Origin of the sequence: Sphingobium sp. B2 (genome assembly GCF_007693735.1) — a bacterium.
In the GTDB taxonomy this organism is placed as follows: Bacteria; Pseudomonadota; Alphaproteobacteria; order Sphingomonadales; family Sphingomonadaceae; genus Sphingobium; species Sphingobium xenophagum.
The window spans coordinates 776,028-795,211 of record NZ_VDBZ01000001.1; the positions used below are offsets into that span (position 1 = coordinate 776,028).

Sequence of the window (19,184 nt, forward strand, 5' to 3'; positions counted from 1 at the left end):
GCCGGGGCAAGGGCGCGCGTCAGCGTTGCCCGAAGGTCCATGCCGCCCAGAGCCAGCCAGCGATCATCAACAGGCCGCCAATGGGCGTCACCGCGCCCAGCCATTTGGGCGCGCCCAGCGCCATGGCGTAGAGGGTGAGGGCGAAGATCGCCGCGCCAACCAGCAAAAGCGCCGCGGCACCGCGCGCCACGCCCATGATCGCCAGCGCGGCGACGGCATGAACCAGCTGGTAAAGGCCGCCGGTGCGCAGCCATTCCGCCGCCTTGGGATCGGCAACGCCATGCGCGCCGAACGCGCCCGCGCCGATGGCGAGGGCGGCAGACAGGGCGGCGAATATGGCGATCATGGCTTTTCTCCGTCGCCGCGCGAGAGCAGACGCATGCCTCTGCCGGGGCGATACATGAGATCCTTGGCCGCCAGCAGCGTGCCATGTTCGATCTGGAGCGCCAGCCTTTGCTGATCGTTGGCGCGATATTGGCGTTCGACTTCCTCGATTTCCTCCGACGGGACGCCAAGCGCCTCCATCGCCTGCACGCCCATGCAGATGGCCGATTCATAGACTTCGCGCACCACGGCGGCGAGATCGATGTTCTGCAAGGCCAGCAATTGCCGCCGGTCGAAGGCGCGGACCATCAGCGCCGCCTGCGGGAAGGCTTCGGCAATGGGTTCAAGGGTGCGGCTGTCGAGCAAGGGATCGTCGATGCAGAAAGCGATCAGCCTGGCCTCTTCCGCGCCGGCGCGGCGCAGCAGGTCGATGCGGGTGCCGTCGCCATAATAGACTTTCGTGTCGAACCGCTGCGACGTTTCGATCTGGGCGGGCTTCTTGTCGATCGACACGACGGCAAAGCCATGGCCGATCAGCATTTGCGCGACCGTCTGGCCGAAGCGGCCATAGCCAACGATGATCGCGGTGCCGCGCGGCGCTTCGTCCGGGTCGGGCAGATCGGCGCCGGCACTGGGCGTGGCGAATTCAAACCGGCGGGCGAACAGCATCAGGAAGGGGGTGGTCGCCATGGAGAAGGTGACGATGGCGCTGAACAGGCTGGCGGCTTCGGGCGCGATCAGCAGCGCGCCCTGCGCCTGGGCGAAGAGGACGAAGCCGAATTCGCCGCCCTGACTGAGCAGCAGGCCAGCGCCTAGCGCGGGTCGCCAGTCCATGCCGAACAGGCGGGCGAGGCCGGTGATGATTGCGGCCTTGGTCGCGACCAGGATGAGCGCCATGCCGATGACGAACACGGGATTGGCGGCGACGGTGGCGAGGTCCAGCACCATGCCGACCGCCAGGAAGAACAGGCCGAGCAGGATGGAACGGAACGGTTCGACGTCCGCCTCTATTTCATGCCGATAGGGCGAATCGGCGAGCATCACGCCCGCGACGAAGGCACCCAGGGCGGTGGAAAGATGCAGGCTGTGCATCAGCGCGGCGGCGGCCAGCACGGTGAACAGACCGACGGTGACGAACAGTTCGCGCTCGCCCAATCGTCCGACAAGGGACAGGAGCGGGCGCAGGATGAAGCGACCGGCCAGAACCAGGCCCGCGATCGCCGCGACGGTATAGGCCGCCGTCATCCATCCGGGCGGTCCGCCTGCATCAGCGGGGTTGCGGGACAGGGCGGCGACGATGGTGATCAGCGGGACGATGGAAAGATCCTGAAACAGCAGGATCGAGAAAATCTTTTCACCGAAGGGCGAGTTGATGCGGCCGCTGGATTTCAGGCCCGGCAGGACCTGGGCGGTCGAGGAGAGGGCGAGCGGCAGGCCGAGCGCAATTGCCGCGCCCCAGGTGAAGCCGGTGAAATAGAAGATGATCGCGGTCAGGACGCAGCCGCACAGCACCACCTGCGCCAGGCCGAGGGCGAATATGTCCCGCTTCAACCGCCACAGCCGGGCGGGATGCAGTTCCAGACCGACGAGGAAGAGCAGCAGGACGATGCCGATTTCGGCAATGGCGAGCTTCGATTCGCCGCCGCCCACCAGCCCCAGCCCCTGCGGCCCGACCAGCGCGCCCGCGACGAGATAGCCCAGCACCGCGCCCAACCCGAAGCGGCGGAAGATGATGACGAACAGCAACGCCGCGCCCAGCAGGAGGACGCCGTCGGAGAGCAATATCTCGGTCGCGGTGATGGGAGCGGCGGATTTGGCCATCAGGCGTCGGCCATCCGGGCGGCTTCGGCAATGGCTTCAAAGCCCAGCCGGATCGAGGCATGGCGGGCGGGGTAGCCGCGCGCCGGGGCGAGCACGGCAAGGCCGGGCCAGAAATCGAGATCGTCGCTGGCACCCGACAGATAGGCGGTCAGCTTGTCGCGCGCCTCGGCCAGTTCGTCGGCGCTCATGCCGATGGCCTGCGCGGCCATCAGCGAGGCGGATGCCTGTCCCAGCGCGCACGCCTTTACGTCCAGCCCGATGTCGGACAGGCGACCGTGGGCCATCGCCACATCCACCGTCACCCGCGACCCGCAGGTGGGGGAGCGCCGCTCCACGCTCGCCTGCGGGGCAGGCAGGCGGTGATGGTGCGGGATGCTGGCGGCGAGCCGCAAAATATCTTTGTTGTACAGGGGGGCGCTCATTGCCGTCCCATGTAGGGCAGGATGGGCGTGGGGTGAAGGCGGGGAATGGTCATAGCGGGAAATAAGCTCCGGCCACGACCAAAGGCAGCGTGTTCCCGCGTAGGCGGGAACGCAGTTCAAACGGCGGGACTGGGTTCCCGCCTGCGCGGGAACACAGGGCGCTTCAATCGGGCCATTGTGAAGTGCCGTCCCCGCGCTTATCGCCCGGAGCCATGAAGATTCTGGTCGATGCCGATGCCTGTCCCGTGAAGGACGAGATTTACAAGGTCGCCTTTCGTCATGGCGTGCCGGTCACGATCGTGAGCAACAGCCCGATCCGGGTTCCCGCCCATGACCTGATCGACCGGGTGGTGGTGAGCGACGGGTTCGATGCGGCGGACGACTGGATTGCCGAGCGGGCGGATGCGGGCGCGGTGTGCATCACGGCCGACATCCTGCTGGCGGACCGATGCCTGAAAGCCGGTGCGATCGTGATTGCGCCCAATGGCAAGCCCTTCACGCTGAGTTCGATTGGCGCGGCGATTGCGACGCGGGCGATCATGGCGGATCTGCGCGCCGGGGGCGAACAGATTGGCGGGCCGCCGCCCTTTGGCAAGACTGACCGTTCGCGATTCCTGTCGGCGCTGGACGAGGCGCTGGTGCGCGGGAAGCGGGGTCGATGATGGCCGATTGGGACGCGATCATCCTGGGTGCGGGTGCGGCGGGGATGATGTGCGCGGCGGTCGCAGGCCAGCGGGGCAGGCGGGTGCTGCTGGTCGATCATGCCGATCAGCCGGGCAAGAAAATCCTGATTTCGGGCGGCGGACGGTGCAATTTCACCAATATCGACACGGCGGCCGACCGCTATCTGTCGGCCAATCCGCATTTCGCCAAGTCCGCGCTGGGGCGGTACGGCGCGCAGGATTTCATCGCGCTGGTCGATAGCTATGGCATCGCCTGGCATGAAAAGACGCTGGGGCAATTATTCTGCGATGGGTCGGCCAAACAGATTGTCGCGATGCTGGAGGAGGAATGCGCCAAGGGCGGGGTGACGATGGCACTGGGGCAGCCGATTGCGGACGTGGCGCATGGCGATGGCCTGTATCGGGTGACGGTCGGCGGAGTGGAACATCGCGCGCCCGCGCTAGTGCTGGCGACGGGCGGGCCGTCCATCCCAAAAATGGGCGCGACCGGCTTTGCCTATGACGTCGCGCGGCAATTCGGGCTGTCGATCATCCAGCCCCGCCCGGCGCTGGTGCCCTTCACGCTGGGGGCGGACGAGGCGCTGTTTCAGGCACTGTCGGGCGTATCGGCGGACGTCATGGTCCGCTGGAACAAGGTGCGGTTTCGGGAGGCGGCGCTGTTCACCCATCGCGGTCTGTCGGGACCGGCGATGTTGCAGATATCCTCCTATTGGCAGCATCGCACCCCGATCCATGTCGATTTCCTGCCCGACCATGACGCGGACTGGCTGATCGAGGCGAAGCGCGAACGGCCACGCGCAAGTTTGCGCAAGATAGTGGCGCAGGCGCTGACCGAGCGGTTGGCGGATGCGCTGCTGGAGCGGGCAGGGGTACAGGGCGAGATGGGCAACCTGTCCGACAAGGCGCTGCGGCAACTGGGCGTGCGGCTGCACGACTGGCCGTTCGCGCCGACGGGGACGGAGGGCTATGCCAAGGCCGAGGTCACGGTCGGCGGGATTGCGACGGCGGGCCTGTCATCGCGGACGATGGAGGCAAGCAAGGTGCCGGGCCTGTACGCGATTGGCGAGGCGGTGGACGTTACCGGCTGGCTGGGCGGCTATAATTTCCAATGGGCGTGGGCTAGCGGATGGGCGGCCGCGCAGGCGGTTTAGGATCGACCGACATTCAGCCCTGACGGCCTGCAAATGGCGATTTTCCGTGCTTCCGGTGCTCACCTACTTTTAGTAGGCTGCGCTCCGGGTCACGAAAAACCACCATTTTCGGCTCGTCATCATCTGAATGTCGATCGACCCTGAAGGTGGAGTTAAGGCCCGCCATCCTCGCCCTGCTGCGGTTGTGTGGGGGCGATGCGCGGTGGGGGCGTGTCGGCTGGCGGGGCGGGCTGGTCGGTGGGCAGGCGGATCTGGGCCGGGCCGACATTCACGGTCATGCCGCCTTCGTCGACACCGAGTCCGACATTGCCGATGCCGGTTTCCACGCTGATATTGGCGATGGCGTTGACGAGGTCGGCATCCTGCGTTTCGACCGGGGCGTCCTCCACCGCTTCGTTGATCGCGCCGCTCATGAAATTGCGCCAGATGCGCGCGGGGATACCGCCGCCTGCCGCGCCGCCGGGGAGCGGGCTATTGTCGTCATTGCCGATCCACACTGCCGTCACCAGACCACCGGCATAGCCAACGAAGATGGCATCGCGGCTGTCCTGGGTCGTGCCCGTCTTGCCGAAGGTGCTGGTGCGTAGCGCTGCGGCGCTGCCAGTGCCGCGATTGGCCGCGGAGGAGAGCAGGTCGCGGATCATGGCCAGTTCATCGTCATCGAAGGCCCGCTGGCGCGCCATCAACCGTTCGAACCAGCCCCGTTCTTCGGGCGGCAGGCCATGGGCAAGCACGGGATATGACCCCGCCGCAACCGCCGCATAGGCTTCGGCCAGTTCGATGAGCGGGATTTCCGATGTGCCGAGCGCGAGGCTCAAATCCTCGGTCAGGGGCGCGGTGACGCCCAGATCGCGGGCGACCTTGATGACATTGTCGACGCCGACCTTCTGCGTCAGGCGGACGGCGGCGACATTGCTGGAGGCGGCGAACGCCTGACGCAGGCTGATGCGGCCACGATATTTGCCGCCATGATTGGCCGGGCGATAGCTGCCCGTGGTGATCGGCGTGTCGTCGATCATATCCTCCGGCGTCATGCCTGCGCGGAAGGCGGCGAGATAGACGAACAGCTTGAAGGTCGATCCGGGCTGGCGCCTGGCCTGCACGGCGCGGTTGAAGCTGCTTTTGGCGTAATTCTTGCCGCCGACCATGGCGACGACGCTGCCGTCTGGCTTCATCGCGACCAGTGCGGCCTGCGCTCCGCCCAGCGGCGCGCGGCGGACGGCGGCTTCGGCCTGGCGCTGGATGCGCCAGTCGCGCGTGGTGTCGATTTTCTGTTCGCCATCGACCGCGCCCGCCCGGTCGCGGGCGTCGGGCAGCACCCAGTCGGCCAAATAGGTGCCGGTGGTGGCGTCGGGCGGTTCGCGGACGTTGAGGCGGACAGGCGCTGTCTCTTATACACATCTAGATGTGTATAAGAGACAGGCCATAGACCGCGCCCGCCCGGTCGCGGGCGTCGGGCAGCACCCAGTCGGCAAAATAGGTGCCGGTGGTGGCGTCGGGCGTTTCGCGGACGTTGAGGCGGACAGGCGGCAGGGCATTGCGTTCGGCCTGGCTGATATAGCCAGCGTCGACCATCGCCTGCGTCACCAGCGCGGCGCGGGCGCGCGCGCCCTTCAGATTGCTGGTGGGGGCAAGGCGGGATGGCGCCTTGAGCAGGCCCGCCAGCATCGCGGCCTGCGGGATGGTCAGCCGTTCGGGCGCGCGGTTGAAATAATGGAGCGCGGCGGCGCGCAGGCCATAGACATTGTCGCCGAAATAGACGTTGGACAGATAACGTTCGAGGATCTGGTCCTTCGTCAGCCAGGCTTCGAGCCAGAAGGCGATCATCGCCTCACGCGCCTTGCGGCCCATGGTGCGGTCGCTGGAGAGGAACACACCCTTGGCTAGCTGCTGGGTGATGGTGCTGCCGCCCTGCGACGATCCGTCCGACCAGAGATTGTGCCAGGCGGCGCGGGCGATACCGCGCGGATCGATGCCCCAATGGCTGTAGAAGCGCCGATCCTCGATCGCCATGAAAGCCTGGGGCACATGGGCGGGAAGCTGCGCGATGGTGACCGGCGTGTCGATCACCGCGCCGCGCCGGGCAATGAGGTGGCCGTCCGTCGACATCAGGCTGATGCTGGGCGGCGCGATCGGCCGGAGCGAGCGGGAGAGGGGGGCGGTGACGGCGAGCCAGCCGATCACCAGCATCAGCAGCGCCAGGCCAGCCGCGATGATCCAGCCCAATATCTGCAACCGCCGCCGCCAGGGAGTTGGCGGGGCGAAGGCGCTGGGCGGCCCTGCGCCGAATTCGCGCGGCGGCGGCGCGGCGGGATCGGCTGTGCTGGACGGATCGGTCATCGGTTCAGCCATGCTGTATTATTCGCCTGATACAGTCAAGTCTGTCCCGCACCGGGACAGGGGCAGGTTAACCATCTTTCGCAATGGCCCAAATGGTAAATAATGCGTTAACCCATCATCATGCGAACACGCCCCCTTGTCCTGACGACCGAATCCGCCCGCCACCCCTTTCGCCAGCGGTTGCCGCAGCATGTGCTGCGCGTTGTCGAGCAGGCGCCAGCGGCCAAGCGAAAGCGGGGCGATGACGATAGCGACTGGAAGCTGTTCGGATTGAGCTTCTGCGCCTTCTTCACGGCCTTTTACAGCTTCATTTCCTGAGCGCATCAGGCACAGACGGGGCCGTCGCACGCCTTGTGCAGTTTCCATGCCAGCCAGGCGCAGGGCAGGCAGAGCAGGGCGACGAGCAGCAGTTGCTTCACGACTGACAGGCCGGCGATCGTCAGGCCGATCGCGATGACCGATCCAACCACCATCATGCCGCTGTTCACGATATTGTTGGCCGCTACGGTGCGCGCGGCTTCGCATTTTTCGACAGTGGTGGTGAGGAAGGCGTAGAGCGGCACGACGAACATGCCGCCAAAGGTCGCGACGCCCAGCAGGCAGGCGGATAGTGGCATCGCCATGGGATGGGCGAGGAAGTCGCTGAACGAGAGCATCTGCCCGGCGGGGGCGGGCGTCCACAGCGCGCATACGACATGGAAGGCGACGATGCAGGCGCCCATGCCGATCACCGATGCCGGGGCGTATTTGGCCGAGACATGGCCGCAGAGCAGCCGGTTGATCGCGATCGAGCCGATGGCGATGCCGATCGAGAAGATGGCGAGGAACAGGCTGGCGACCGATTTGTCGGCGGTCAGCACATTTTTGACCAGCGGCGGAAACTGGATGAACAGGATGGAGCCGACCGCCCAGAACAGGCTGATCGACATGATCGCCAGAAACAGGCGGCGGATATGCATGGTGCCGCGCACCAGCGTAATCGACGAGCGGATGATGTGGAAATCGATCGGCGTCCGTTCCAGCAGGGACGGAGCGGACGGCACCCTGCGCCCGGCGACAAAGCCGATCAGCGCGGTGATGACGATGCCGACCGCGGCGACCTCCACCGGGATCAGGCCAGCCAGGATCGTGCCCGCCAGAATGGCGATATAGGTGCCGGCCTCCACCAGGCCGGTGCCGCCCAGCACTTCGTCGTCATGGAGATGCTGGGGCAGGATGGCATATTTGATCGGGCCGAAGAAGGTCGAGTGGACCCCCATGGCGAACAGCGCGAGCAGCAGCAGCGGGATGGCCAGCGTGTGGACGGCGATGCCCGCCCAGATGAGGCCGAGGCCAGTCGCGCCGACCAGCATGATCGCGATTTCCGCGCCCTTGACCCAGCGGATGATGACCGCCTTGTCCCGCTGATCGGCCAATTGTCCCGACAGGGCGGACAGAAGGAAGAAGGGCAGGATGAAGATGCCGGTGGCCAGCGCGCTGAACCAGGTTTCCGAGCGTTCGTCGTTATATACCTGATAGACGACGAACAGCACCATCGCGTTCTTGAAGAGATTGTCGTTGAACGCGCCGAGCAACTGAGTGATGAAAAGCGGCAGGAAACGGCGCTTGTTCAAGAGCCTGAGAGAGGCTTTCATGGATGAAGGGGGCTTCTTTACCGTTAGCGACCGGAGCGGGGTCTAGCCGCTGGCGGTGCCGCTGTCCAATCCCGTTGCCGCAATCATGCGTCGCGCCCCTGTGTCGCGCCTTGTGCGTTGGGCCGGACTGTGGCAGTCGGCGGCGATGCTGACGCTGCCCAATCTGCTTACGCTTTCGCGCATCGTCACGGTGCCGTTGCTGGTCGCCCTGCTGTGGCCTGCGGAAATGGGCGCGCGCTGGACCACGGGCTATGCGCTGGCCTTCGCGCTCTATTGCCTGATGGGCATTACCGATTATTTCGACGGCTATCTGGCGCGCGCGCAGGGCGCGGTGTCGCGGCTGGGCATCTTCCTCGATCCCATCGCCGACAAGATCATGGTCGCGGCTGTCATCCTAATGCTGAGCGCGACGCGCGACATAGCGGGCATCCATATCGTCGCCGCGATGATCATCCTGCTGCGCGAGATCGCGGTATCGGGATTGCGCGAATTTCTGGCGGGCATTCAGGTGTCGGTGCCGGTGTCGCGGCTGGCCAAGTGGAAAACCACCTTCCAGATCATTGCGCTGGGCGCGCTGATCCTGGCGGGGGCGGTGCCGCAATTTCCCTTTGTCCAGGCGGTTGGCATCGTGACGCTGTGGGCTGCCGCGCTGCTGACGCTGATAACCGGCTGGGATTATCTGCGCGTCGGCATCAAGCATATGGATTGAGCGCGGATCATGCTGACGATCGTCTATTTCGCCTGGGTCCGCGAACGGATCGGGCTGGATGAGGAGCAGGTGGCGCGGCCCGACGCGGGGACCAGCATTGCCGATCTGGTGGCGATGCTGGCGGCGCGGGGCGGCGGCCATGCCGAGGCGCTGGGCGATGCGACGCGGTTGCGGGCGGCGCTGGACCAGCGGTTCGTGGCGCTGGACAGCCCGATCGGCGATGCGCGCGAACTGGCGCTGTTTCCGCCGGTGACCGGGGGATGAAGCGGGTCGCGGTGCAGGCCGGAGATTTCGATGTCGCGACCGAACTGGCCGCGCTCGAAGCCCTGGGCGGCGGCGGGGTGGCGAGCTTTACTGGCGTGGTGCGCGGGGGCGGCGGGCTGGTCGCGCTGGAACTGGAACATTATCCGGCGATGACGCAGGCGCAGGTCGACCGCATCTGCGACGAGGCGATGGCGCGCTGGCCGCTGCTGGGCCTGAGCGTCATCCACCGCTTCGGGCGGCTGGAGCCGGGGGCGCGCATCGTGTTCGTCGGCACGGCATCGCGCCACCGCGCCGCCGCGCTGGAAAGCTGCGCCTTCCTGATCGACTGGCTGAAGTCGCAGGCGCCCTTCTGGAAGAAGGAGCATTTCGCCGACGGCGCGGCGGGATGGGTCGAGGCGCGGGCGGAGGATGAGGCGAAGGCGAAGGGCTGGATCGGTTAGGCGACCATGCGGTTCGAGCGAAGTCGAGAAATCCGCGCGCGACGTTTCTCGACTTCGCTCGAAACGAACGGAGGTTTCAGGCCGCCTCCACCATCGTCGGCGGATCGGACGCTTCGCGCAGAATGCCGGCGAGGAGGTGAAATTCCTTTTCGCGCGGGCTGTTCTTGCGCCAGACCAGCGCGATGTCACGCCATGCCCGGTCGGAACGGAGCGGGCGGGCGACGATCTGGGTATGTTCCAATATGCCGCTGGCGATCGCCATTTCGGGCAGCATGGTGACGCCCAGGCCATTGTCGACCATCTGAATGAGCGTGTGCAGCGACGTGCCCATCATGATCGCGCTGGCGCGCAGTTCGGGGCGGTTGCAGGCGGCCAGTGCATGGTCCTTCAGGCAATGCCCATCCTCCAGCAGCAATAATTTGCTCTCGTCGATCATCTCCGGCCCGATCCAGTCGGGCGGATCGCGCGGATCGTCGCGCGGGAAGGCGACATAGAGGCGGTCCTGAAAGAGGATTTCGCTTTCCAGTTCGCCGGTGGCGAAGGGGAGGGCCAGCAGGACGCAATCGACATTGCCATGGCGCAGCGATTCGATCGCCGCCTGGGTCGTTTCCTCGCGCAGATAAAGTTTGAGTTCGGGCCGGTCGGCGCGCAGCCGGGGCAACAGGCGCGGCAGCAGGAAGGGCGCGATCGTCGGGATGACGCTCATGCGCAATTCGCCCGACAGCGGCTTGCCCGACGCTTCGGCGATGGCGGACAGCTCCTCCGCCTCCCGCAGCACGCGGTGCGCCTTTTCCACGATGCGATCGCCAAGCGCGGTGAAGCGCACGACGCGGCGGGTGCGCTCCACCAGCGTGACCCCCAGCAGCGATTCCAGTTCCCTGATGCCCGCCGACAATGTGGACTGAGTGACGTAGCAGCTGTCGGCCGCCTTGCCGAAATGTCCCTGTTCCTTCAGCGCAACCAGATATTGCAGCTGCTTGAGGGTGGGGAGGTAGTTGGACATCTATCGGCTTCCTCGATCAGAAAGCCGAATATAAGTGTTTCAGCCGATATATCCAAGATATTTGGCGAGGCCGACAATGGATGTGAGGGTCAGGATAAAGCCGACCGCCGTGAACAACAGGCGCGGCGGGATATGCTTGGCGAGCATCGCGCCGACCGGGGCGGCCAATACGCCACCGATCAACAGGCCGAGCGTGTAGGTGGTGAAGGCCTGCCACCCCAGATGGATGAGGAAGGTGAGGCTGATCGACAGGGTCAGGAAGAATTCGACCGTGTTGACGGTGCCGATCGTATGGCGAGGGCTGGACCCCTGCAACAACAGGTTGGAGGTCACGATCGGCCCCCAGCCACCGCCGCCGGTCGCATCCATGAAACCGCCCGTCAGGCCGAGCGGTGTCACCCATTTGGGGTCTTTCTGCTTGGGCGGCAGGTGAAAGCCACGCCAGACGAGATAGAGGCCGATGGCAGCGAGATAGGCCTGGATATAGGGTTTGATGACGGCGCCGTCGATATTGGACAGGACATAGGCGCCCGTCACGCCGCCGATGACGCCGGGAATGATGAGCTTCGAAAACAGCTTCCAGTCGACATTCTTGTGCAGGATGTGGCTGATCGCCGAGACGGCGGTGGTGAAGGTTTCCGCGACATGGACGCTGGCCGAGGCGCGGCTGGGCGGCACGCCGAGCGTGAGCAGCAGCGTGCTGGAGATGACGCCATAGGCCATGCCGAGCGCGCCATCGACCATCTGCGCGCCGAAGCCGACCAGGATGAACGGCAGGATTTCGCCGAAATGGGCCGTGAGAGCGTCGATCATCCGTCTGCCTTTGGTCTGATTGTCTACTTATATAGTTGGCTTATCGGCGCGCGGCAAGCAAGTTCCTATTTGCGGTGGCGAAGGGGAAATAGCGCCGTCTCTGGAAAAATCGGACCTGGGTCGCTATGTTGGTTTTCGATTTAGCTATAGCGGCGTGCGGACAGGCGCGCCCGGTTCGGGGATATGTGGATGGTACGCGCCCTCATTGCCTATCTGGATTCGGTCAAATCGCGCGATCCTGCGCCCCGGTCCCGTGCGGAAATCCTGCTATATCCTGGCGTCTGGTCGCTGGCCTTTCACCGGGTGGCCCATCGCCTGTATCGGGCGCGGCTCTTTTTCCTGGCGCGCGCGGTCAATCATTTCTCGCGCTTCATGACCGGGAACGACATTCATCCGGGGGCCAAGATCGGCAAGCGTTTCTTCATCGACCATGGATTTACCGTGGTCGGGGAGACGGCGGAGATTGGCGACGATGTGACGCTGTACCAGAATGTGACACTGGGCGGGACCGATCCGGCCAATGGCATTGCGGGCAAGCGGCACCCAACGCTGGGCGATGGCGTGATCGTCGGGTCGGGCGCGCAGGTGCTAGGGCCAGTGACGGTCGGCGCGCGGGCGCGGGTCGGGGCCAATGCGGTGGTGACCAAGGATGTGGCCGAAGGCGCGACGATGGTGGGCATACCGGCGCGGGCGATGCTGGTCGACGTGACCGCTTATCAGCGCGATTTCGTGCCCTATGGCACCCCTTGCTCCGACTGTTTCGACCCGGAAAAGCAGAAGCTGGAACTGCTCCAGTGCGAAGTCGAACAGTTGCAGAAGCGGCTGGCGGAGCTGATCGCGGAACAACAGCGGCCCAAGCTGCCCGACGACGAGTCGCTGTTCAAGGCGCGTGACCGGGCCTGATGTCCAATGTGACGCCGTTTCCCAAGGGTGGAGCGGGGCAGGTCGGGTTCGACCGGCAGGAATTGCAGCGGATCATGGACCTGTATGGCCGGATGGTGTCCGCCGGGCACTGGCGTGACTATGCCATGGACATGGGGCGTGAGGCCGCGATTTTCAGCGCGTTCCGCCGCGCCGCCGAACGCCCCGAATATCGCATCGAAAAGCGCCCGGCGCTGCGCAACCGGCAGGGCATGTGGGCGCTGGTCGGTGAAGCGGGCAATATATTGAAACGAGGCCAGGATTTGCAGAATATCCTGGCCCCAGTCGAGCGCAAATTATTGCGGATCGTGGAGGGGTAAGTCCTCCTGGCCCCTCCCCAAGGCAGGCTTTGGGGAGGATTTTCAGGCCGGTGCGCGGTCGAGATAGGGCAGCTTGTCGATCAGGGACGGGGGCAGGCCGCCGACCACCAGCGTGCGGGCATGGTGCCAGAGCGCCGACAGCAGCAGCAGCGAGGAGCCGATCACCAGCGCGGTGAAGGCGGCGGAGAGTTCGACTGCGCCTGCCTGCTTGAACAGGGCATAGAGGGCGAAGAGAACATAGGCGAGGCTGGATACCAGCAGCGCGCGCCGGTCGATCGCCAGAGCGACAAGGCCGAAGGCGACATAGAGGGCGATGACCATCACCGCCTTTGCGACGCTGATGTCGTCGCCGTCGAATACGCCGAGCAGGTGGAAGAGCGAATGGGCGATCATCGGCGCAGCGGTAAGGTGCAGCCAGAAGGCGACGTCCGACCGGCGGGTGATGCGGCTGCGGTCCGACATGTCCCACCACATGGCGAAGGCGAAGATGGCAAGCCCGCCAGCCAGCAGCAGCAGGAAGGGCAGGGTGACATTGTTCGGGATCGCCGCGATGACGAGGCCCGCGACGACGCCAGCCGCCGCCGCAGCGCCTGCCGCCACGGTGATCGGCACCATGAAGCGCCGCCAGTGTGCGAAGGCGGCCAGCGCGCTGAACGCAGCGACGCCCGACAGGATCAGCGCGCCTGCCCGGTCGCCGACATCGGGGAAGAGTTGCGCCGCCAGCGCGCCCAGCGAAAAGGCGACGCCGCCGACGAAGCCGGCCAGCAACAGGATGGAGGGCAGTGCCATGCGCCGCTGGCGGGTGAAATATTCGGCGAGGCCCCAACTGGCTGCCGCGACCAGCAGGCCCGACATCAGCGATGGATGATGTTCCGGCGCGCCCAGCCGGATGCTGTTGCCCAGCCAGCCGACCGCGACCAGCAGGATGATGCCGGCGATCGCCACGAAAATATCGTTGAAGCCGGTCAGCAGGCGGAAGGATTCTTCATCCACCACCGGGCTGGACCGCAGCCGGGCGACATGATCGCGCAGCGCCTGCGCGCTTTGCGCGGGGATAACCCCCGCCGCTACGGCATCCTGTAGATCACTCTCGCTATACATCGTCCATCTCCAACGGACCATTGATTATGGCCTGTCATAGCATGACTGTATTATATCATCAATACAGTTGATTTGGCCTTTTTCTGCGACGCTGCGAGTGATAGCGCGAATGGCGAACAAAGAAGGAGAGCTACGATCATGACCCTGCCGACATCGCTTCAAGGCCGTTTGTCGCTGCCGCTGATCGGATCGCCCATGTTCATCATATCCCAGCCCGACCTGGTCATCGCCCAGTGCCGGGCAGGCATTGTCGGCGCCTTCCCCTCGCTCAATGCCCGGCCTTCGGGCGTGTTCGAAAGCTGGCTGCAACGGCTGACCAGCGAATTGACGGAAAAGGATGCGCCCTTTGCCGTCAACCTGATCGTCCACAAGACCAATCCCCGGCTGGAGGAGGATCTGGCGCTGTGCGTCAAATATCGCGTCCCGATCATCATCACGTCGCTGGGCGCGCAGGAAAAGGTGAATGAGGCGATCCATAGCTATGGCGGGATCGTGCTGCATGACGTCATCAACAACCGGTTCGCGCGCAAGGCGATAGAGAAGGGCGCGGACGGCCTGATCGCGGTGGCGGCCGGGGCAGGGGGGCATGCCGGGACGCTGTCGCCCTTTGCCCTGGTGCAGGAAATCCGCCAGTGGTTCGACGGGCCGCTGGCACTGTCCGGGTCGATTGCGACGGGCCGCTCGATCGCGGCGGCGCGGATGATGGGGGCGGACCTGGCCTATATGGGATCGCCCTTCATCGCCACGAGCGAGGCCAATGCCGATGCGGCCTACAAGCAGATGATCGTCGAATCCCAGGCCGACGACATCATCTATTCCGATGTGTTCACCGGCGTTCATGGCAATTATCTGCGCCCCAGCATCGTGGCGGCGGGCATGGACCCGGACGCGCTGCCCAAGGCGGCGGACATGGATTTCGCCGGTGCCATGACCGACAAGAAGGCATGGCGCGATGTGTGGGGATGCGGGCAGGGGGTCGGCGCGATCACCAAGGTGCAGCCAGCGGGCGATTTTATCGCCGGGCTGAAAGCGGAGTATCAGGCGGCGGTAGCGGGGTTTGTGGCGTAACGGCATCCTCCCCTTGCAGGGGAGGTGGATGGCCGGAGGCCAGACGGAGGGGTGTTACCCTATCGATAGGGCGACACCCCTCCACCATTCGCTCCGCGAACGGTCCCCCTCCCCTTGCAGGGGAGGACCTAATAGTCACAAAAAGGCGCGCAATTCCGCGATGAAGCGGTTGAATTGGTCGTGGTGGAGCCAATGGCCCGCATCGGCAAATTCGACCAGCCGGGCGTTGGTGAAATGCGCGGCGCGACCGTCCTTGACCGGGTTGGACGCCCAGCTGTCGAGGCCCAGGCACAACAGGGTCGGCGCGCTGATCTGTCGCCAGAAGGCAGGCAGATCGTCGTCCGATCCGGCCTGTGGCGCAGCGCCGTTGAGATAGGGATCGAATTTCCAGCTGTAGCTGCCATCTTCATTGCGATTGACGCCATGCATGGTGAGGTGCAGCGCCTGTTCCAGCGAGAGATGTTCGTTGCGTTCGCGCATCCGCCCGACCGCGGCCTCTATCGTGGGATAGCGTTTGGGAGTGCGGCGGGCGCTGGCGCGCCGGGATTCGATCCAGTTGCGCCAGCGGTCAGGCTCTGATTCCTGCGCCTTTTCCTGTATCCGGTGGGGCGAAAGGCCCAATCCTTCGATCGCGACGATTTTGTCCACCTTGTCGGGGAACAGGCCGGCAAAGCGCAGCGCAATCGACCCGCCCAGCGAATGGCCGACGATCCTGATCGGCGATCGGTCCAGCAGATCGACCAGCAACGCCAGATCATAGACATAATTGGTCATCATATAGGCGCCGTCAGCCGACCAGCCGCTGTCGCCATGGCCGCGCAGGTCGAGCGCAACGACATGATAATCCTTCGCCAGCGCGCGCGCCGTCCAGTCCCAACTGCGCCCATGGTCGAAGCCGCCATGGACCAGGATCAGCGTTGGCGCCGATGAATTGCCCCAGTCGAGATAGTGCAGCCGGGTGCGCAACGACGTGAAGAAATGCGATGTCGGTGTGGGCGCAAGCGGCGTGTCCATGTAATCCTGCGATTTTGTTGGAATTTTTATTCCATTGGCGAAGTGCAGGCTGCTTGCAAGCCCCTATCCGCCAAAAGTGTCAGCCGCCGTGCGGCGTGACCGTAGCGTCGAGCAGCGGATCGCCGGCGCGCGAAGGGCGACTGGCCTTCACGATGCGGGCGAGATCGGCCTGTTTGAACGGCTTGTCCAGCCGGGGCCGGGCGCTGGCGTGCGGGGGCAATTCGGCAAAGCCGGTGATGATGATGACCGGCAGGCCGGGGAAGCAGGCCTCGATCGCGTCGGCCAGTTGCGCGCCGGTCATGCCCGGCATGGCATGGTCCGTCACGACAAGGTCGATCGCGCCCTGTTCCAGCAGGGCAGCGCATCCACCGCATTGCTGGCCTGAAACACGGTATGGCCCAGATCTTCCAGCATCCCCGCCGTGTTCATCAGCACCAGATCATCATCATCGACCGCCAATATGACCATCGGCGTGTCGATGTCGTCGGCCATCTGAAAGCGGGCGGGCGCGGGCTCGGCCGTATCGGCGCTGGCGACGGGCAGCCACAGGGCGACGGTAGTGCCAACCCCGACTTCGCTCGACAGGGTCAGCGATCCGCCGCATTGCTGGGCAAAACCATGGACCATCGACAGGCCAAGCCCGGTGCCCTTGCCCACACCCTTGGTCGTGAAGAAGGGCTCGCGCGCGCGTTGCAGCGTCGCTTCGTCCATGCCTTCGCCAGCGTCAGTGACGGCAAGGCGGATATAGGCACCGGCCGCCAGATCGGGCCGTTCGCCGGCATCGACCGCGATTTCCGCTGCCTCGACAATGATCAGCCCGCCGCCCGGCATGGCATCGCGCGCATTGACCGCCAGGTTGAGCAGAGCCAGTTCCAGTTGCGTCGGATCAGCATGAGCGGGGACCATGGCGAGCGGGAAGCGGGTTTCGATGGTGATGCCCGACCCCAGCGTCGTCTGGAGCAGGTCCGCCATGTCGCGCACCAGGGCGATGCAATCGACGCATTGCAGCTTGAGTTCCTGCTTGCGCGCGAAGGCCAGCATTCGCTGGGTCAACGTCGCGCCGCGTTCGGCCGCGGCCATGGCATTGTCGAGATAGCGGCTGATGTCCGCGCCGCTCGCCATGCGCTGCCGCGCCAGATCCAGGCTGCCGACGATCACCGCCAGCAAATTGTTGAAATCATGCGCGACGCCGCCGGTCAGCTTGCCGATCGCGTCCATCTTCTGCGTCTGGACGATGGCGTCGCGCGCTTCGTCCAGCGCGCGCTGCGCTTCGCGTCGTTCGGTCAGATCGCGGGTGACCTTGGCAAAGCCGTGCAATTGGCCCAGCGGGTCGCGGATCGGATCGATCACTACATTGGCCCAGAAACGGGTGCTGTCCTTGCGGATGCGCCAGCCTTCCGCTTCGAACCGGCCCTCCTGTTCGGCGGTGTGCAGCGCGCGGGAGGGGAGGCCGGCGATGCGGTCCTCCTCGCTATAGAAACGTGAGAAATTCTGACCGACAATCTCGTCGGCGCTATAGCCCTTGCACCGTTCCGCGCCGCGGTTCCAACTGGTTACCGTGCCGACGGGATCGAGCATGTAGATCGCATAATCGGTGACGCTGTCGACCAGCAGGCGGAAGCGTTCCTCGCTGTGGCGCAACGCTTCGCGCGCGGAGCGTTGTTCGGTCATGTCGCGGGTGATTTTGGCAAAGCCCAGCAATTGTCCGCTGGGATCGCGGATCGGATCGATCACGACGCTGGCCCAGAAGCGGGTGTCGCCCTTGCGCACGCGCCAGCCTTCCGCTTCGAAACGGCCATCATGTTCAGCGGTGTAGAGGGCAAGGGCAGGCACGCCGCTCGCCTGATCCTCCGCCGTGTAGAAGCGGGAAAAATGCTGGCCGATAATCTCGTCCGCTTCATAGCCCTTGAACCGGCGCGCGCCTGCGTTCCAGCTGACGATGACGCCGGTGGGATCGAGCATGTAGATGGCGTAATCGGTAACACTCTGGACCAATAGTTCAAAGCAGTTGTCAGGACGTCCAGGCACAGCACTAATCATCAATTCCCCGAAGGCGGACGTCGAATGGATCAAGAGCGTCCTTGCCACAGGCAAAACGTCCGTGTCGCGTGAAAGTTCCCTGTTACCGCAAACAAGCCGTTTGCCGTTGATGGCTTGACTTGCGCGCAGTCGCTCCGCACGAAACCGGCGTCAGATGGAACGGGATGGAATATGGTCAGCGTAGCGGGGGCGAGCGTCACTGTCATCGGGGAAGCGATGCTGGAACTGAGCCGGGGGACGGGCGACGGCTGGACGCTGGGCTATGGCGGCGATGTCATCAACACCGCGATCCATCTTGCCCGGTCGGGCGACAGGGTGCGGCTGGCGAGCGCCATGGGCACGGACCCGATGAGCGCGGAGCTGTGCGCGGCATGGGAGGCCGAAGGGGTCGACACCGCGCTGGTGCTGCGCGCAGACGACCGGCTGCCGGGCCTGTACGCGATCGAAACGGATGCGAGCGGCGAGCGCAGTTTCCATTATTGGCGGGGGGAGGCGGCCGCGCGGCGGATGTTCGATCTGCCCGGCAGCGCGGACATGGTGGCGCAGGCGGCGCAGTCCGACCTGCTCTATTTCTCGCTCATCACGCTGGCCATCCTGCCCGACGCGGGGCGGGAGGCGTTGCTGGACCTGTGCGCCAGGGTGCGGGCCGGGGGCGGCAAGGTGGCGTTCGACGGCAATTATCGCGCCCGGCTGTGGAGCGATGCCGCAACCGCCTGCCACTGGCGCGACCGGGCGATTGCGGTCAGCGACATGGGGTTGCCGACGCTGGCGGACGAGGTGGAGATGGGCGCAGCCGACGACGCGCAGGACGCCGCCGCCCGCTGGGGCGCGGGGCAGGGGCGTGAGGTGGTGGTGAAGCTGGGCGGTGACGGCTGCCTGGTCGATGGCGTTGTCGTGCCGGTCCCGCAGATGGTGCCGGTAATCGATTCCAGCGGTGCTGGCGATGCGTTCAACGGCGGCTATCTCCATGCGCGGCTGACGGGCGCTGCCCCCGTGGACGCGGCGCTGGCGGGGCACCGGTTGGCGGGATGGAATATCGGGCGTCGCGGCGCGATCCCGGCGCGGGACGGGGATGCGCCTTATTGAGGGGGGCGATGATGCACCGGGGCTAAAACG

At 65.3% G+C, this 19,184-nt stretch carries 18 protein-coding genes and 3 pseudogenes; 10 read left to right on the plus strand and 11 right to left on the minus strand.

Annotation, left to right across the window (positions count from 1 at the left end; genetic code table 11):
• Nucleotides 1–19: 19 nt before the first annotated feature.
• Genes FE851_RS03865 through FE851_RS03875 form a run of 3 tightly spaced genes read right to left on the minus strand, consistent with a single transcriptional unit; the run spans nt 20 to nt 2,567 of the window.
• A complete protein-coding gene (locus FE851_RS03865; protein ID WP_145199929.1) occupies nt 20–346 on the minus strand; it encodes a DUF423 domain-containing protein in 327 nt (108 codons plus the stop codon).
• Nucleotides 343–2,145 (minus strand): cation:proton antiporter, encoded by a 1,803-nt coding sequence (locus FE851_RS03870; RefSeq protein WP_145199932.1) that lies wholly within the window; start codon nt 2,143–2,145, stop codon nt 343–345. The genes FE851_RS03865 and FE851_RS03870 overlap by 4 nt, the downstream gene beginning before the upstream one ends.
• Nucleotides 2,145–2,567 (minus strand): iron-sulfur cluster assembly scaffold protein, encoded by a 423-nt coding sequence (locus FE851_RS03875; RefSeq protein WP_145199935.1) that lies wholly within the window; start codon nt 2,565–2,567, stop codon nt 2,145–2,147. Before FE851_RS03875 ends, FE851_RS03870 begins: the two co-directional genes overlap by 1 nt.
• 212 nt (nt 2,568–2,779) lie before the next feature.
• Between FE851_RS03875 and FE851_RS03880 the strand changes: the two genes are divergently transcribed.
• Nucleotides 2,780–3,229 (plus strand): YaiI/YqxD family protein, encoded by a 450-nt coding sequence (locus FE851_RS03880; RefSeq protein ID WP_019051787.1) that lies wholly within the window; start codon nt 2,780–2,782, stop codon nt 3,227–3,229.
• Nucleotides 3,229–4,401: an NAD(P)/FAD-dependent oxidoreductase gene (locus FE851_RS03885; RefSeq protein ID WP_145199938.1), complete on the plus strand. Its 1,173-nt coding sequence runs from the start codon at nt 3,229–3,231 to the stop codon at nt 4,399–4,401. Before FE851_RS03880 ends, FE851_RS03885 begins: the two co-directional genes overlap by 1 nt.
• A 152-nt stretch (nt 4,402–4,553) precedes the next feature.
• Here FE851_RS03885 and FE851_RS03890 read toward each other — a convergent pair.
• Both FE851_RS03890 and FE851_RS03895 read right to left on the minus strand, forming a co-directional pair.
• Nucleotides 4,554–5,783: pseudogene (locus FE851_RS03890) on the minus strand (transglycosylase domain-containing protein); the annotation flags it as partial.
• Nucleotides 5,784–5,823: 40 nt separating this feature from the next.
• Nucleotides 5,824–6,753, minus strand: a pseudogene (locus FE851_RS03895) (transglycosylase domain-containing protein); the annotation flags it as partial.
• A gap of 108 nt (nt 6,754–6,861) precedes the next feature.
• Between FE851_RS03895 and FE851_RS03900 the strand changes: the two are divergent.
• Nucleotides 6,862–7,059, plus strand: coding sequence for a hypothetical protein (locus tag FE851_RS03900; protein WP_145199941.1), 198 nt, complete (start codon nt 6,862–6,864; stop codon nt 7,057–7,059).
• Nucleotides 7,060–7,064: 5 nt separating this feature from the next.
• On the opposite strand, the gene FE851_RS03905 is transcribed toward FE851_RS03900, so the two are convergent.
• A complete protein-coding gene (locus FE851_RS03905) occupies nt 7,065–8,375 on the minus strand; it encodes an MFS transporter (protein WP_145199944.1) in 1,311 nt (436 codons plus the stop codon).
• A gap of 145 nt (nt 8,376–8,520) precedes the next feature.
• Here FE851_RS03905 and pgsA point away from each other — a divergent pair, with 145 nt between their 5' ends.
• Genes pgsA through FE851_RS03920 form a run of 3 tightly spaced genes read left to right on the plus strand, consistent with a single transcriptional unit; the run spans nt 8,521 to nt 9,788 of the window.
• Nucleotides 8,521–9,084, plus strand: a complete 564-nt coding sequence (pgsA, locus tag FE851_RS03910) for a CDP-diacylglycerol--glycerol-3-phosphate 3-phosphatidyltransferase (protein ID WP_026002085.1) — start codon at nt 8,521–8,523, stop codon at nt 9,082–9,084.
• A 9-nt stretch (nt 9,085–9,093) separates the two neighbouring features.
• Nucleotides 9,094–9,348, plus strand: a complete 255-nt coding sequence (gene moaD / locus FE851_RS03915; RefSeq protein WP_019051792.1) for a molybdopterin converting factor subunit 1 — start codon at nt 9,094–9,096, stop codon at nt 9,346–9,348.
• A complete protein-coding gene (locus FE851_RS03920) occupies nt 9,345–9,788 on the plus strand; it encodes a molybdenum cofactor biosynthesis protein MoaE (protein ID WP_017181364.1) in 444 nt (147 codons plus the stop codon). Before moaD ends, FE851_RS03920 begins: the two co-directional genes overlap by 4 nt.
• A 76-nt stretch (nt 9,789–9,864) precedes the next feature.
• Here the strand turns inward: FE851_RS03920 and FE851_RS03925 are convergent, their stop codons facing one another.
• Both FE851_RS03925 and FE851_RS03930 read right to left on the minus strand, forming a co-directional pair.
• Nucleotides 9,865–10,791, minus strand: a complete 927-nt coding sequence (locus tag FE851_RS03925) for a hydrogen peroxide-inducible genes activator (protein WP_017181365.1) — start codon at nt 10,789–10,791, stop codon at nt 9,865–9,867.
• A 39-nt stretch (nt 10,792–10,830) separates the two neighbouring features.
• The gene (locus FE851_RS03930) at nt 10,831–11,604 is read right to left on the minus strand and encodes a sulfite exporter TauE/SafE family protein (protein ID WP_017181366.1); all 774 of its coding nucleotides are present in this window, start codon (nt 11,602–11,604) and stop codon (nt 10,831–10,833) included.
• 189 nt (nt 11,605–11,793) lie between these two features.
• On the opposite strand from FE851_RS03930, the gene epsC reads away from it, so the two are divergent.
• Complete coding sequence (gene epsC, locus FE851_RS03935) at nt 11,794–12,507, plus strand: serine O-acetyltransferase EpsC (protein ID WP_026002086.1); 714 nt, start codon at nt 11,794–11,796, stop codon at nt 12,505–12,507.
• Nucleotides 12,507–12,845 carry a DUF2794 domain-containing protein gene (locus FE851_RS03940; RefSeq protein WP_017181368.1) on the plus strand — a complete coding sequence of 113 codons (339 nt, stop codon included), beginning with the start codon at nt 12,507–12,509 and terminating at the stop codon, nt 12,843–12,845. The genes epsC and FE851_RS03940 overlap by 1 nt, the downstream gene beginning before the upstream one ends.
• A gap of 42 nt (nt 12,846–12,887) precedes the next feature.
• On the opposite strand, the gene FE851_RS03945 is transcribed toward FE851_RS03940, so the two are convergent.
• A complete protein-coding gene (locus FE851_RS03945; protein WP_017181369.1) occupies nt 12,888–13,946 on the minus strand; it encodes a hypothetical protein in 1,059 nt (352 codons plus the stop codon).
• 138 nt (nt 13,947–14,084) lie between these two features.
• On the opposite strand from FE851_RS03945, the gene FE851_RS03950 reads away from it, so the two are divergent.
• Complete coding sequence (locus tag FE851_RS03950) at nt 14,085–15,014, plus strand: NAD(P)H-dependent flavin oxidoreductase (protein ID WP_145199947.1); 930 nt, start codon at nt 14,085–14,087, stop codon at nt 15,012–15,014.
• 135 nt (nt 15,015–15,149) lie between these two features.
• Here the strand turns inward: FE851_RS03950 and FE851_RS03955 are convergent, their stop codons facing one another.
• Together FE851_RS03955 and FE851_RS03960 are read right to left on the minus strand one after the other, a co-directional pair.
• Nucleotides 15,150–16,028: an alpha/beta fold hydrolase gene (locus FE851_RS03955; protein ID WP_145199950.1), complete on the minus strand. Its 879-nt coding sequence runs from the start codon at nt 16,026–16,028 to the stop codon at nt 15,150–15,152.
• Between the two features lie 79 nt (nt 16,029–16,107).
• Nucleotides 16,108–18,068, minus strand: a pseudogene (locus tag FE851_RS03960) (PAS domain S-box protein).
• 171 nt (nt 18,069–18,239) lie between these two features.
• Here FE851_RS03960 and FE851_RS03965 point away from each other — a divergent pair.
• Nucleotides 18,240–19,154: a sugar kinase gene (locus tag FE851_RS03965; protein ID WP_145199953.1), complete on the plus strand. Its 915-nt coding sequence runs from the start codon at nt 18,240–18,242 to the stop codon at nt 19,152–19,154.
• Nucleotides 19,155–19,184: the final 30 nt, after the last annotated feature.

Bases quoted from the DNA above. Each gene is read 5' to 3' on its own strand.
- FE851_RS03865 (WP_145199929.1), bottom strand. From the start codon at position 346: ATGATCGCCATATTCGCCGCCCTGTCTGCCGCCCTCGCCATCGGCGCG.
- FE851_RS03870 (WP_145199932.1), bottom strand. From the start codon at position 2,145: ATGGCCAAATCCGCCGCTCCCATCACCGCGACCGAGATATTGCTCTCC.
- FE851_RS03875 (WP_145199935.1), bottom strand. From the start codon at position 2,567: ATGAGCGCCCCCCTGTACAACAAAGATATTTTGCGGCTCGCCGCCAGC.
- FE851_RS03880 (WP_019051787.1), top strand. From the start codon at position 2,780: ATGAAGATTCTGGTCGATGCCGATGCCTGTCCCGTGAAGGACGAGATT.
- FE851_RS03885 (WP_145199938.1), top strand. From the start codon at position 3,229: ATGGCCGATTGGGACGCGATCATCCTGGGTGCGGGTGCGGCGGGGATG.
- FE851_RS03900 (WP_145199941.1), top strand. From the start codon at position 6,862: ATGCGAACACGCCCCCTTGTCCTGACGACCGAATCCGCCCGCCACCCC.
- FE851_RS03905 (WP_145199944.1), bottom strand. From the start codon at position 8,375: ATGAAAGCCTCTCTCAGGCTCTTGAACAAGCGCCGTTTCCTGCCGCTT.
- pgsA (WP_026002085.1), top strand. From the start codon at position 8,521: ATGCTGACGCTGCCCAATCTGCTTACGCTTTCGCGCATCGTCACGGTG.
- moaD (WP_019051792.1), top strand. From the start codon at position 9,094: ATGCTGACGATCGTCTATTTCGCCTGGGTCCGCGAACGGATCGGGCTG.
- FE851_RS03920 (WP_017181364.1), top strand. From the start codon at position 9,345: ATGAAGCGGGTCGCGGTGCAGGCCGGAGATTTCGATGTCGCGACCGAA.
- FE851_RS03925 (WP_017181365.1), bottom strand. From the start codon at position 10,791: ATGTCCAACTACCTCCCCACCCTCAAGCAGCTGCAATATCTGGTTGCG.
- FE851_RS03930 (WP_017181366.1), bottom strand. From the start codon at position 11,604: ATGATCGACGCTCTCACGGCCCATTTCGGCGAAATCCTGCCGTTCATC.
- epsC (WP_026002086.1), top strand. From the start codon at position 11,794: ATGGTACGCGCCCTCATTGCCTATCTGGATTCGGTCAAATCGCGCGAT.
- FE851_RS03940 (WP_017181368.1), top strand. From the start codon at position 12,507: ATGTCCAATGTGACGCCGTTTCCCAAGGGTGGAGCGGGGCAGGTCGGG.
- FE851_RS03945 (WP_017181369.1), bottom strand. From the start codon at position 13,946: ATGTATAGCGAGAGTGATCTACAGGATGCCGTAGCGGCGGGGGTTATC.
- FE851_RS03950 (WP_145199947.1), top strand. From the start codon at position 14,085: ATGACCCTGCCGACATCGCTTCAAGGCCGTTTGTCGCTGCCGCTGATC.
- FE851_RS03955 (WP_145199950.1), bottom strand. From the start codon at position 16,028: ATGGACACGCCGCTTGCGCCCACACCGACATCGCATTTCTTCACGTCG.
- FE851_RS03965 (WP_145199953.1), top strand. From the start codon at position 18,240: ATGGTCAGCGTAGCGGGGGCGAGCGTCACTGTCATCGGGGAAGCGATG.